Origin of the sequence: Mediterraneibacter catenae (assembly GCF_008691045.1) — a bacterium.
Taxonomy (GTDB): Bacteria; Bacillota; Clostridia; order Lachnospirales; family Lachnospiraceae; genus Mediterraneibacter; species Mediterraneibacter ornithocaccae.
Genome location: NZ_VMSO01000002.1, coordinates 128,917 through 142,612 on the forward strand (window position 1 = coordinate 128,917; position 13,696 = coordinate 142,612).

The following is a 13,696-nucleotide window of genomic DNA, read 5'->3' on the forward strand; positions in this document are numbered from 1 at the left end:
ACTTATACAGTATGAAATGGATAAAACGTCTGTGTTCTTTCCTCATTTTGGTCATTGTCATCCTGACCGGGGTGCTCTGCGTGAAAGGATACATGGATTACAGAGAAGCACTGAATGAAAAAAGCGTGGAAGAGATGGCGGCAGAGATCGAGTCGATTGAAAACTATACAACGATCGATGAGCTGCCGCAGACTTATATCGATGCTGTGCTCGCAGTTGAGGATAAGCGATTCTATTCCCATCCGGGACTTGATCCGATTGCAACATGCAGAGCGCTTGTCAATGATATCAGGGCGGGAGCCTATGTGGAAGGTGGTAGCACCATCACTCAGCAGCTTGCCAAGAATCAGTATTTCACTCAGGAAAAGAAGATGGTACGCAAGGTTGCGGAGATGTTCATGGCATTTAAGATAGAGTCTGTTCTTGATAAGGATAAAATATTTGAACTGTATGTCAATTCTATCTTTTTCGGTAACGGATATTACTGTGTCGCGGACGCGTCAATGGGATATTTCGGAAAAGCTCCGTCAGAGATGAGCTTTGATGAATGTACGCTGCTGGCAGGGATACCAAATGCGCCGACAAACTACAATCCAACGGCAAGCCCTGAACTTGCAAGAGAGCGTCAGGCGCAGGTTATTGAAAAAATGAAAAAAGCAGGATACTTAGAAGAGACTTCGGAGAAGGAGTGAGATTTTCTGAAATAAAAGCCGGTTTGGTATATTTCAGGAATATCAGGGCAATCTATCTATAGATAACGCTGTTGCCGGGCGGCATTGCGGCAGGCAGAAAGGGGATCTATCTATGGTAGAGAAGAACAGTAAAAAACTCAGCGCCTCATTTGAGGATAATATCAGATATATGAATGAGATCCTTCCGGTAGCAGAGAGTTTTGACATTATCCGACGGGATATCATTATAGGCGGGAAAGCGTCTGTGTTCTATTATATTGACGGATTTATCAAAGATGAAGTCATGTTAAAGATCATGGACTCTTTCCTTTCTGTTGAAGACAAAGATATGCCGGAAGATGCAGAAGGATTTATACAGCAGCTCGTACCTTATGTAGAGGTCGACATTGCGGAAGATTTTGATCAGGTTATACGGAATGTCCTTTCCGGTCCGGCGGCTCTTTTTATAGAGGGATATAAAGAATGTATTATTCTTGACTGCCGTACCTATCCTGCGCGCAGCGTGGATGAACCGGACAAGGACAAATCTCTGCGCGGGTCAAGAGACGGATTTGTAGAGACGATTGTATTTAATACTGCTTTAATGCGAAGACGAATAAGAGACCCTCATCTTATTATGGAGATGATGGAAGCAGGACAGGCTTCGCGCACAGATATAGCTGTCTGCTATATAAGTGACAGGGTGGATAAAGAACTTCTGGATAATCTGAAAAAAAGAATCGAGAATCTCCAGCTTGAAGATCTGCGTATGAATCAGCAGAGTCTCGCAGAGGCGCTTTTTAAACGTAAATGGTTCAACCCGTTTCCAAAATTCAAATATACAGAACGCCCGGATACAGCCGCAGCATGTCTGCTGGAAGGAAAAGTAGTTGTTCTTGTCGACAACTCGCCGTCTGCCCTGATTCTGCCGACATCGATACTGGATATGATCGAGGAGGCGAATGACTATTATTTCCCTACAGTGACGGCAGTTTATCTGAAAGTTACGCGTACGATCATTACGATAGCAACTGTATTTTTTACTCCGCTGTATCTGTTGTTCATGCAGAATCTCGAGTGGCTGCCTGATGTGTTCGAATTTGTGGCAGTAAGAGACACAGTGAATATTCCACTGATCTTTCAGTTTTTATTGTTGGAAATATCCATTGACGGACTCAGACTTGCCGCAATGAATACACCCACCATGCTGAGTACGCCGTTGAGTGTGATCGCAGGTATTGTTATGGGGGAGTTTTCTGTACAGTCAGGCTGGTTTAATTCGGAAGTTATGCTTTATATGGCATTTGTGGCGGTGGCAAACTACACTCAGCCAAACTTTGAACTGGGATATGCTTTAAAATTTATGAGACTTATGCTCCTTATTCTTACGGCGCTGTTTGATCTGTATGGATTTATTGCCGGCTGCATTCTTATCATCTGCTTTCTCGTATTTAACAAAACCCTTTCCGGGCGGAACTATTTGAATATAAAGCTGAATTAAATAACTGAATAATTATTAGCAGCATAACAGCACGGTTGTAATATACCGCGCTGTTATTTAACATTTTTTTGAAAATGTTAAAATATTTTGATTAACTGTATAAAAGGTGATATGATAGATAAGTAAAAGCTCTGTGTTATAGTCGGCACAGAGCAGAATAACAGCTTTATCAGGAGGAAATCAAGATGAGAGATTATGTGATTACGGTGAACAGTACTGTAGATTTGCCAAAAGAATGGCTAGAAGAAAGACGTGTTCCGGTAGTTCCGTTAAAATATACGATTGATGGTGAGACATATACAGACATGGAAGGTCTGACGGGGAAAGAATTCTTCGCAAAACTCAGAGAAGGAAAGATGTCTACAACTTCTCAGGTGAATCCTGAGGAGGCAGCAGAAATGCTCGAACCGTTTCTGAAAGAAGGAAAAGACATCCTGCATCTCGGGTTTTCTTCCGGATTAAGCGGTACACTAAACAGTATGAAGATAGCAGGGGGGATGCTTGAAGAAAAATATCCTGAAGCAAAGGTGATTGTGATCGATACGCTCTGTGCATGTCTGGGTGAGGCACTCCTGCTTTATAAGGCGCTGCAGCAGAAAGAAAAAGGAATGAATATTGATGAACTTGCACAGTGGGTCGAGGATAATAAACTACATATCTGCCATAATGTGACAGTGGATGATCTGAACCATCTCCACAGAGGCGGGAGGGTATCAAAGACAACGGCAGTGCTCGGTACACTTGTGCAGATCAAGCCGATCATACATATGGACAACAACGGAAAACTACAGGTGATCGGAAAAGAGAGAGGACGTAAAAAATCCCTTAACAAGATCGTGGATATGGCAGTTGAGCAGTCGAAAGGGTGGGATAACGATATCATTATGATCACACACGGCGACTGTATAGAAGACGCAGAATATGTAGCAAAACTTGTGCGTGAGAAGATGGGGATTGATAATATCCTGATCAATAATATTGGGACCGTGATCGGAAGCCATACAGGACCGGGAGTAGTAGCGGTGTTCTGTATGGGGAATAAGAGATAAACTTCGGATTTGTCGAACTGGTTCATAATAGAAAAACAGCACAAAGCAGATGAATACAGTACAGTTAACTCACATATCCGCAGACAGAGAAAGAGTGATTCTGACTCCAGTTACAGAATATAACAGGAACTAGCAATCGCCCTGCTTTTAAGTTCCTCTAATATTCTTCCAAAGTCGCCGGAATCACTCTTCCTCTGTCCGCGGAATGCGCATCAAATCGGCTGTATCTGCCTGCTTTTCTACGCTTTCTCATCCATGAACCAGTTCGATAAATCCTCATACAAACAAGAAGAGATCGGAGCCTCATCGTAACGATTGACAGCTCAACAATTATTTACAGAATCTTTTCTGCTTATCGATAGAAAAGGAATCTTAGTCGAAAAAGATCCGGCTTTGTTCCTTCCGTTTGGAATTCGATTTTCGGGATGGGAAAGAAAGCAGCCGGGAGGTATGTATTGTGTACGCACCGTTGGAGCGGCGTCGGCACTTAGAGCGCGTCTTCTGCGCTCTTATGTACCGCTACGCCGCGACCGAGTGAAAACGTGTGCGATAACAATACATACCTCCCGGCGGACTCTTTCTCAGTCAGATAAATCCGGAATTTCACTCTGCGAGAGTCTCCCACATTTCATAGAGTTCTTCCAGCCGTTTTTCATTTGCTGCATGTTCTTCTGCAAGTTCCTGGCATTTAACTGAGTTAGAGTAGACTTCTTCGAGTGTCATCTCGTGGTCGATCTGTGCGTTCCTGTCTTCGATACGGCTGATCTCTTCCTCGGTTTTCTTCAGATCATTTTTGCGCTTGCGTTCTTTTGCCTGCTGTTCTTTCTGTTCCTGCCAGCTGAGTTTTGAGCCGGGCTGAACAGCGGCAGCTGACGCAGATGTGTCTGGAGCAGTGGAAATAGAAGGAGCGCCGGCGGTTTGTCCGGCGGAGCCGGAGATGCTGCCACTGCCTGCTGCATATGCGCGGGTGAGTTCTTCTTTTTTCTCCAGATAATAGTCGTAATTTCCGATATAGTTTACAAAGGTCTGATTGACCAGTTCCAGTATCCTTGAGGCCGTACTGTTGATGAAATATCTGTCATGGGATACATAGAGGACGGTCCCGCTGTAGTTGTTCAGCGCCTCCTCCAGTATTTCTTTTGATGCGATATCCAGATGGTTCGTAGGCTCGTCAAGGATCAGGAAGTTTGCCTCGGAGAGCATGAGTTTTGCAAGAGAGACACGTCCTTTCTCCCCGCCGCTCAGGGAACGGATCTCTTTGAAAACTTCATCTCCTGTAAACTGGAATGCAGCCAGCGTATTGCGGATCTGTGTGTTGTTCAGTGTCGGATAATCATCTGAGATCTCTTCGAATATTGTTTTACTGTCATGGAGCACGTGGTGCTCCTGATCATAATATCCGATTCGCACTTTGGCTCCCAGTGTGAACGAACCTGTATCGGCACGCTGGACCTGATTCAGTATTTTCAGAAGCGTAGTCTTACCAGTGCCGTTATCCCCGATAATTGCTACATGTTCCCCGCGTTTGATCTCGAAGCTGACATCTGAAAAGAGCACCTGACCGTCAAATTGTTTCGCGAGATGTTCCACGGTAAGTACATCGTTTCCGCTGACACAGGACGGCTCCAGTGTAAAGTGCATCTCGGTATTGATCTCGACCGGTTTCTCGACAGGAGTGATTTTTTCCAGCATCTTTTCCCTGCTTTCAGCCCGGCGGATAGATTTTTCCCTGTTAAAAGACTTCAGTTTTTCGATTACTGCCTGTTGATGTTTTATCTCTCTCTGCTGGTTATAGTATTCCTTCAGGCGTGCGTCGCGGAGCTGCTGCTTTTTTTCCGAATAAGCTTTGTAGTTCCCCATGTACATCCTGATCTCACCGTTTTCAATCTCTACAACTTTTGTCACGACACGATTTAAGAAATACCGGTCGTGGGACACGATAAATACAGCGCCAGGATAATTGATCAGATAAGTCTCCAGCCAGGCAATAGAGTTTAAGTCAAGATGATTCGTGGGCTCGTCCAGAAGCAGGATATCCGGATTGGTGAGCAGTAATTTACCGAGTGCAACACGGGTTTTCTGACCGCCGGAAAGCGTATCCGTCTTCTTGCTGAAATCCTCTTCAGAAAATCCAAGACCTTTGAGTACGCCGACGATTTCGCTCTCGCAGGCATATCCGTTGCGCGCCTCAAATTCAGATTGAAGACGATTGTATGTTTCAAGACGGCTTTCCAGCTCATTTCCGGAAAGTGATTTCAGCTCCAGTTCTACAGAACGTATGCGCTGTTCCATCTCAATAATGTCAGATTTTGCAGAACGGACTTCATCATAGATCGTTCCATCAGGAATCATATTCTGATGCTGTGCGAGATAGCCGATCGTTTTTCCTTTTGCAAGGATAATATCACCGCCATCAAGTGATTCTTCATTCATTATCATTTTTAATATAGTAGACTTGCCGGCGCCGTTTATACCGACCAGAGCAGCTTTTTCGCGTTCCTCTATGTGAAACGAACCTGCCCGGACGATCACGCGTTCGCCGAAAGATTTTTCAATATTATGGCATGCGAGTATCATAGTGGTACTCCTCCTCTCAGATATCCATTATAACTGAAATGCCCGAAAAAACAAGAAAAAATCGCTTGAAGAAAACGAGTGTCCGACCACTGATTAAAAAGAAATATATCGCCCTGTTAATTTAAAGTAAAAATTGACAGAAGTTTGTCTATTTTATATAATAAAACAGAATATAAATAAAAAGGTGCGCATAGAAGAGCAATTCCATCCGTAGCAGGCTGAAGATTGTGACTGGAGGATTGCCATGCGGTGGAAGGTGGTAAGTAAGATTTGGAGCATAGAAAAATATCCCGTGCAGTTATTTCCCGGCTGCCGAGATATCACAGGTATCTTGGAGATCTTCTGGAGGAGGGAGTAGAGCGTATATCTTCCAATGATCTGAGCAAGAAAATGCATGTGACGGCGTCACAGATCCGACAGGATCTCAATAATTTCGGAGGATTCGGACAACAGGGATACGGATATAACGTGAAATATCTGTATACTGAGATTGGAAAAATATTGGGGCTTGATAAAACACACAATTTTATTATCATAGGAGCAGGAAATCTCGGACAGGCACTTGCTAATTACGCTTCATTTGAGAGAAGCGGCTTCATTTTGAAGAGTCTGTTTGATGTAAATCCCAGGCTGGAGGGGATGTCGATCCGGAGCGTACAGGTGCGTATGATGGATGAACTTGTCGATTTCCTGGCGAATAATGACATCGAGATTGCAGCGCTTACGATACCAAAGACAAAAGCGGTTGAAGTGGCTGATATTCTTGTGGCAAACGGAATCAAGGCAATCTGGAATTTCGCACATACTGATCTGACACTGCCGAAGGATGTGGTTGTTGAGAGTGTACATCTTTCAGACAGTCTGATGCAGCTCTCCTATAATATCAGCCGTCGTAAAGAATCACGAAAAAAATAAGAATCAGATGAATGACCCCGCAGCTTGCTGCGGGGTATATTGCGAGTATAGCATGAAAAGGAGCGGTGATAAGATTATGAGATATCTTCCGAACGGAACTCAGATGAGCGCTGCAGACAGGCACACGATCGAAAATGTGGGCATTCCATCTCTGGTACTCATGGAGCGTGCCGCGTTGAAAACCGTAGAAACAATGCATATACACGGGATTGACACGTCCCGCGCACTGGTGGTATGCGGGAGCGGCAATAATGGCGGGGACGGTTTTGCCGTTGCAAGGCTGCTGACAGAGGAGGGCACACAAGCGCATATCCTCTTTGCCGGACGTGAAGCTTCCATGAGCAGAGAATGCGGCGTCCAGAAAAGGATTGCTGAAAATCTCGGGATCAGGATATTCACTGAAATCCCGGAGGAAGAATATACTGTTATAATAGACGCTGTGTTCGGTGTGGGACTGAGCAGGGAAATCAGCGGAAAATATGCGGATATTATCGAATGGATGAATGCCTGGGAGTGTGAGAAGGTGGCAGTTGACATTCCGTCTGGAGTGAGTGCGGCTTCGGGCCGCATATTGGGAACTGCATTCAGGGCAGATCTTACAGTGGCAATGGCGTGTGTGAAGGCAGGATGTGAGATGTACCCGGGAAAATATTACGCGGGAGATACTCTGGCGGTACCGATCGGCATAGATCCGGAAATATTTGCATCTGATGAAGAGGTGTGCATCACATATGACCGCGCAGATATTCCAGGGCTTCTGCCCGAGAGGAACCCTGACTCACATAAGGGGAGCTACGGCAAGGTCCTTATGATCACGGGAAGCAGCGGTATGGCAGGAGCTGCCTATCTTTCGGCAAAAGCAGCATACACTGTCGGAGCAGGACTGGTGCAGATCTATACAGCTCAGGAAAACAGGAGTATCCTGCAGGAGCTTCTGCCCGAGGCGATCATATCCTGCTACCAGGAGTATGATGACGGGCAGCTTATACATCTGCTTGAATGGGCGGACGTTGTCTGTATAGGATGTGGACTCGGAACAGGAGAGGTTTCGGAAATGCTTCTCGAAGGTGTGCTCAGCAAGGTACGAGTTCCCTGTATTATAGATGCGGACGGACTGAATCTTCTCAGCAGGAAGATGAATCTTCTGGAACAGATACAGGCTCCGCTCATTCTCACACCGCATATGAAAGAAATGTCCCGTCTTACAGGCATTTCTGTTACTGAGATCGCCGACAGGAGAATGGATATAGTCAGGGAGTTTACAGACAGATATCCGGCTGTATGTGTGCTCAAAGACAGCCGGACTATTGTAAAATCAAAAGGAAATCATCCGTTTTTAAATCTGGCCGGAAACAGCGGCATGGCGAAAGCAGGGGCAGGGGATGTCCTGGCAGGAGTGATCACCGGGCTTTCGGCCCAGGGGATGAGTGCATATGAAAGCGCTGCGCTCGGTGTGTATCTTCATGCATGCGGCGGCGATGAGGCACGGGAGGAAAAAGGCAGCTACAGTATGCTTGCCCGTGATCTGATCGCAGGGATCGGGAGATGTATGAAAAATAACGAAGAGAATCACAGGAGAGATACAGAAAATGAAACAGCATAATCGTGTGTGCGCCGAGATCGATCTCGACGCCATTGCGTATAACATGGAACAGATGAAAAACAGGATCGGTGACGGAGCCCGGCTGATCGCAGTCGTAAAGACAGACGGATACGGACACGGTGCCGTCCCCATTGCGGAGATGTTTGAGGAATTTCCTTATGTGTGGGGATATGCGGTGGCATGCCTGGAAGAGGCTGTCGAACTAAGGGAACATGGTATAAAGAAACCGATCCTCGTATTGGGATGCATATTTCCGGATCAGTATGAAGAGATGATCCGCTATGATATCCGGCCGGCGGTATATACAGAAGAGATGGCGGATGCGATATCTGAGGAAGCGGTGAGACTGGGAAAAACAGTTTGTCTCCATATTAAAATTGATACGGGAATGGGACGGATCGGATTTCCTGTGAACGCGAAAAGTGCGGATGCTATCGAGCGGATCAGCAGACTTCCCAATGTTGAACTTGAGGGAATGTTTACCCATTTTGCCAAGGCAGATGAGAGAGATAAGACTTATACGCTGGAGCAGCACGAACGCTTCATGTGGATGAAGGAAGAGACGGAGAAACGAGGCGTGTCTATCCAGTATTATGACTGCGATAACAGCGCGGGAATCATCGATCTTCCGGAAATGCGGCATGATCTTGCGAGAGCTGGTATCTCGACGTACGGAATGTATCCGTCTGATGAGGTAGATAAAGAAGCGGTAGATCTGAAACCGGCCCTGAGCCTGATCAGCCATGTAACCTATGTCAAAGATGTTGCTCCGGGAACTTCTATCAGTTATGGGGGCACATTTACAGCACAGAAGGAAATGCGGGTTGCTACAATACCGGTAGGATACGGGGACGGTTACCCCAGATCTCTGTCAAATAAAGGATATGTGCTCATTCACGGGAAAAAGGCACGCATTCTGGGGCGTGTATGTATGGACCAGTTTATGGTCGATGTGACCGATATTCCGGAAACAAAGTTTATGGACCAGGTCACACTGATCGGAGAAGACGGCGGAGAGAGAATCCGGGTAGAAGATTTGGCCGGATTGAGCGGGAGATTTAACTATGAATTTGTCTGTTGTCTAGGCAAGCGTATCCCGAGAGTGTACAAACGCGACGGAAAGATCCGCGAATAACAGGATTTACATTGACGGGCCCGCAATGCCGCAGATCATTGAATACATCCGATGAATAAGGGAATACTGAAGTATGCGATATGCATTTAGTAAGTAAATGAATCGGAGTGTGAATAAATTGATGATCAGAAGAGGAGACATTTATTATGCCGACTTAAGCCCGGTGGTAGGGTCAGAGCAGGGCGGCATCCGGCCGGTCCTTGTAATACAGAATAATGTAGGAAACAAACACAGCCCTACAATTATATGCGCGGCAATCACGTCCAAGATGAATAAAGCTAAACTGCCGACTCATATCGAGATAAGTACAAGAGACTACAGGATAGTGAAAAACTCTGTGATCCTGCTCGAGCAGATCCGCACGATCGACAAACAAAGGCTTCGGGAATATGTATGCCACATAGACGGAACTATGATGCGCAAAGTCGATCAGGCGATCAGAGTCAGTCTGGAACTCACTACATAGTACGGTTCAAACAGACTTCTTTACAGAATACAAAAAGAATGATAAAATTGAAAAGCATAATGTGCGCAGAAATGCGCAGTATATACAAGTAAGAAAAGAGGAGAATTTATGTCAGGACATTCAAAATTTGCCAATATCAAACATAAGAAAGAGAAAAACGATGCTGCTAAGGGAAAGATCTTCACGAAGATCGGGCGTGAGCTGGCAGTAGCAGTAAAAGAGGGCGGCGGTCCGGATCCTGCCAATAACAGCAGGCTGCGTGACGTGATCGCAAAAGCAAAGTCGAACAATATGCCGAATGATACGATCGAAAGAAATATCAAGAAAGCGGCAGGAGAAGGTTCCGGCGACAACTATGAGCATATTACATATGAAGGGTACGGGCCGAACGGAACGGCGATCATTGTAAAAACGCTTACAGACAATAAGAACAGGACTGCGTCAAATGTGAGAAATGCATTTACAAAAGGAAGCGGAAATGTAGGAACTCCGGGCTGTGTGTCTTTCATGTTTGATGAAAAAGGACAGATATTCGTTGCAAAAGAAGACTGCGACATGGATGCGGACGAACTGATGATGCTTGCACTGGACGCGGGCGCTGAGGATTTCACTGAGGACGAGGAGAGTTATGAGATCCTTACTGCACCGGATACATTCAGTGACGTACGTCTGAAACTCGAGGAAGAGGGCATCGCAATGGCACAGGCAGAGGTGACGATGATCCCACAGACATATGTAGAGCTTACATCTGAGGAAGATATCAAGAATATCCAGAAGACATTAGATCTCCTCGAAGAGGACGACGATGTCCAGGACGTATATCACAACTGGAATGAATAGAGGAATATCAGTATGGAGACAGACAGACTTCTGGAGAATCTGAGAGAACTTTACGACGTGGCTCTGGAATATGAATTTCATAAGTCAAGCTATGAAAAGTATATGGAATCTCTCAAATCAAAGTACGCGGATCTGCTGGAAGAGACAGCGGGGATCTGTGACAGAACGGAGGACGGGCTGGAACGCATCGCCGCCTGTATTCCGGAATATGTCTGCGGTGAACTGGACAAGATCAGTTCAAAAAGGAAACGGGATCTGGCGGCGCTTGATCATAAGATGAATATGGTGTCGTATTTTGTCCCTCTGATCGGAGAGATCCCTTCTCTTCAGGCGAAGACTCTGACTGAACGGATGGTAGAAGTGTGGAATGAAAAAATGCCCGAGTATAAGATCGGACACTCTACCTATGACAGTATCAGAGGCGGTTTTAAGAAAGGAATCTTCTGTTATATTACGACTGCTGTATGCAGGAGTATGGATAAGCCGGACGACTGTTATGAACTGAACACACTGAGGGCATATCGCGACGGTTACCTGTCGGAAACAGAGGAAGGGCGCCGGATCGTAGAAGAGTATTATAACATAGCTCCGACGATCGTGAAACGGATCGACAGGCAGGAGGATGCAGATAATATTTACCGCGGTATCTGGGAAGAATATTTGAGCCGATGCATCCGCCTGATCGAAGAAGACGAGAAAGATAAATGTAAAGAGCTGTATATCAGCATGGTACGCAGCCTCGAAAAGGAATATTTGTATTCATAAATTACGGGAGGAACAGACAGATGAGTGATTACAGAATCGAGACAAAATGTATACAGTCAGGATATGAGCCGGATAATGGAGAACCGAGAGTTCTTCCAATCTATCAGAGCACAACATTCCGTTATACGAGCAGCGAGCAGATGGGACGTCTGTTTGACCTGGAGGAATCCGGATATTTCTATACGAGACTCCAGAATCCTACCAATGATGCTGTGGCTGCAAAAATCTGCGACCTGGAAGGCGGAGTGGCTGCTATGCTGACTTCCTCCGGACAGGCGGCAAACTTCTATGCGATCATGAATATCGCTCAGGCCGGAGATCACATCGTATGTGCGTCTGCACTGTACGGCGGTACATATAATCTCTATGCCCATACGATCAAAAAGATGGGAGTTGAGGCAACTTTTGTTGATCCGGACTGTACAGAAGAAGAGCTGGAGGCGGCTTTCAGGGACAATACAAAAGCTGTGTTCGGCGAGTCGATCGCCAATCCGGCACTGGTCGTCCTTGATTTTGAAAAATTTGCAAAGGCAGCTCACGCACACGGAGTTCCGTTTATTGTGGATAACACATTTGCAACACCGATCAACTGCCGTCCGTTTGAGTGGGGAGCTGATATCGTGACACACTCCACTACAAAATATATGGACGGACATGCTGCATGTGTGGGAGGAGCTATCGTAGACAGTGGTAATTTCGACTGGGAAGCAAATGCCGGGAAGTTCCCGGGACTTACAACGCCGGATGAGACATATCATGGCATTGTCTATACCCAGAAATTCGGAAAAGGCGCGTATATTACAAAAGCGACCGCGCAGCTTATGCGAGACCTTGGTTCAATCCAGGCGCCGCAGAATGCGTTCCTGCTGAATATCGGACTGGAGACACTGCATCTGAGAATGCCGCGCCACTGCGAGAATGCGCTCAAAGTTGCTGAATACCTGAAGAATCACGAGAAAGTTGCATGGGTGAGCTACCCGTCACTGCCGGGAGATAAGTATTACGATCTGGCCCAGAAATATATGCCGAACGGTACATGCGGAGTGCTGACTTTCGGGCTGAAAGGTGGCAGAGACGCAGCTGTCGAGATGATGGATAAACTGAAGATGGTTGCTATCGTGACTCATGTGGCTGATGCGAGAAGCTGCGTGCTGCATCCGGCGAGCCATACACACCGCCAGATGAACGAGCAGGAGCTTCTTGAGGCAGGCGTACAGCCTGATCTTATCCGATTTAGTGTCGGCATTGAAAATGTAGAGGATATCATAGCCGATGTAGCTCAGGCGCTGGAGTGATTTGAAGATGGTATGGATGTATACAATCTGCATCCGTACCATCTTTTCGTATAAAATCAGCGGGTTTCTTCAATACTAATCTCCATAAACAGTTTGACAGAAAGGCAGAATATATATGGAGATGAACAGAAGACAGACAGAAGAAATCAATGCGCTAAGCGCTGCAGGAAGAGAAGGGAATGAAGACGCCCAAAAAAAGAGAAATGACGAAAATGAAGAAATTAAGGAAACAGGTACTCTAGATCTTGGAAATGGACACTCAAGGCACGGAATTCAGCTTTTGACGATCATAGGGGAGATAGAAGGGCACGAGGCAGTATCCGGAAATACGAAAGCAACAAAATATGAACATCTTCTGCCCAGACTTGCAGAGGCCGAGGAAGATGATAATACAGAGGGGATTCTTATCCTGCTCAATACACTGGGAGGCGATGTGGAAGCAGGACTTGCAATTGCCGAAATGATCGCATCTTTGAGTAAACCGACCGTATCGCTCGTGCTGGGCGGCAGCCATTCAATAGGCGGACCTCTGGCGGTATCGGCAGATTACTCTTTTATCGTCCCTACCGGTACGATGATCGTACATCCGGTGCGCTCTACTGGAATGTTTATCGGAGTGATCCAGAGCTACCGTAATATGGAAAAGACACAGGACCGGATAGCCCGCTTCATCTCGTCTCATTCAAAAATCAGTCAGGAGCGGCTGCTGGAACTGATGCTGGATTCCACGCAGCTTGTGAAAGATGTAGGTACGATGCTTGAGGGAGAAGAGGCTGTGAGGGAAGGGCTGATCGACGAGGTTGGCGGGATCAGTCAGGCGTTTCGGAAGCTTCATGAGCTGATTGAAGAGAGAAAACGAACGTAAGAAAAAATATAATG

The 13,696-nt window shown here is 46.1% G+C and carries 12 protein-coding genes; 11 read left to right on the forward strand and 1 reads right to left on the reverse strand.

Annotation, left to right across the window (positions count from 1 at the left end):
• Nucleotides 1-11 precede the first annotated feature (11 nt).
• The 3 genes from FNY66_RS02315 (at nucleotide 12) to FNY66_RS02325 (ending at nucleotide 3,221) form a co-directional block, all read left to right on the forward strand.
• Nucleotides 12-692 carry a biosynthetic peptidoglycan transglycosylase gene (locus tag FNY66_RS02315; protein ID WP_087152344.1) on the forward strand — a complete coding sequence of 227 codons (681 nt, stop codon included), beginning with the start codon at nucleotides 12-14 and terminating at the stop codon, nucleotides 690-692.
• A gap of 112 nt (nucleotides 693-804) precedes the next feature.
• Nucleotides 805-2,172, forward strand: a complete 1,368-nt coding sequence (locus tag FNY66_RS02320; protein WP_087152343.1) for a spore germination protein — start codon at nucleotides 805-807, stop codon at nucleotides 2,170-2,172.
• A 185-nt stretch (nucleotides 2,173-2,357) separates the two neighbouring features.
• The gene (locus FNY66_RS02325) at nucleotides 2,358-3,221 is read left to right on the forward strand and encodes a DegV family protein (protein ID WP_150310175.1); all 864 of its coding nucleotides are present in this window, start codon (nucleotides 2,358-2,360) and stop codon (nucleotides 3,219-3,221) included.
• Between the two features lie 603 nt (nucleotides 3,222-3,824).
• Here FNY66_RS02325 and abc-f read toward each other — a convergent pair.
• On the reverse strand, nucleotides 3,825-5,798 hold the full coding sequence (gene abc-f / locus FNY66_RS02330) for a ribosomal protection-like ABC-F family protein (protein WP_150310176.1): 1,974 nt from the start codon (nucleotides 5,796-5,798) through the stop codon (nucleotides 3,825-3,827).
• A gap of 270 nt (nucleotides 5,799-6,068) precedes the next feature.
• Between abc-f and FNY66_RS02335 the strand changes: the two genes are divergently transcribed.
• The 8 genes from FNY66_RS02335 (at nucleotide 6,069) to FNY66_RS02370 (ending at nucleotide 13,682) form a co-directional block, all read left to right on the forward strand.
• Nucleotides 6,069-6,713: a redox-sensing transcriptional repressor Rex gene (locus tag FNY66_RS02335; RefSeq protein WP_087152265.1), complete on the forward strand. Its 645-nt coding sequence runs from the start codon at nucleotides 6,069-6,071 to the stop codon at nucleotides 6,711-6,713.
• A 76-nt stretch (nucleotides 6,714-6,789) separates the two neighbouring features.
• The gene (locus FNY66_RS02340; RefSeq protein WP_150310177.1) at nucleotides 6,790-8,316 is read left to right on the forward strand and encodes an NAD(P)H-hydrate dehydratase; all 1,527 of its coding nucleotides are present in this window, start codon (nucleotides 6,790-6,792) and stop codon (nucleotides 8,314-8,316) included.
• Complete coding sequence (gene alr, locus FNY66_RS02345; RefSeq protein WP_087152267.1) at nucleotides 8,303-9,451, forward strand: alanine racemase; 1,149 nt, start codon at nucleotides 8,303-8,305, stop codon at nucleotides 9,449-9,451. Before FNY66_RS02340 ends, alr begins: the two co-directional genes overlap by 14 nt.
• 121 nt (nucleotides 9,452-9,572) lie before the next feature.
• Complete coding sequence (locus FNY66_RS02350) at nucleotides 9,573-9,917, forward strand: type II toxin-antitoxin system PemK/MazF family toxin (protein ID WP_087152268.1); 345 nt, start codon at nucleotides 9,573-9,575, stop codon at nucleotides 9,915-9,917.
• Nucleotides 9,918-10,025: 108 nt separating this feature from the next.
• On the forward strand, nucleotides 10,026-10,757 hold the full coding sequence (locus tag FNY66_RS02355; protein WP_087152269.1) for a YebC/PmpR family DNA-binding transcriptional regulator: 732 nt from the start codon (nucleotides 10,026-10,028) through the stop codon (nucleotides 10,755-10,757).
• 12 nt (nucleotides 10,758-10,769) lie between these two features.
• Nucleotides 10,770-11,522, forward strand: coding sequence for a CFI-box-CTERM domain-containing protein (locus FNY66_RS02360; RefSeq protein WP_190324757.1), 753 nt, complete (start codon nucleotides 10,770-10,772; stop codon nucleotides 11,520-11,522).
• A gap of 20 nt (nucleotides 11,523-11,542) precedes the next feature.
• Complete coding sequence (locus tag FNY66_RS02365; RefSeq protein ID WP_087152270.1) at nucleotides 11,543-12,817, forward strand: O-acetylhomoserine aminocarboxypropyltransferase/cysteine synthase family protein; 1,275 nt, start codon at nucleotides 11,543-11,545, stop codon at nucleotides 12,815-12,817.
• A gap of 121 nt (nucleotides 12,818-12,938) precedes the next feature.
• Nucleotides 12,939-13,682: a ClpP family protease gene (locus tag FNY66_RS02370; RefSeq protein ID WP_150310280.1), complete on the forward strand. Its 744-nt coding sequence runs from the start codon at nucleotides 12,939-12,941 to the stop codon at nucleotides 13,680-13,682.
• Nucleotides 13,683-13,696: the final 14 nt, after the last annotated feature.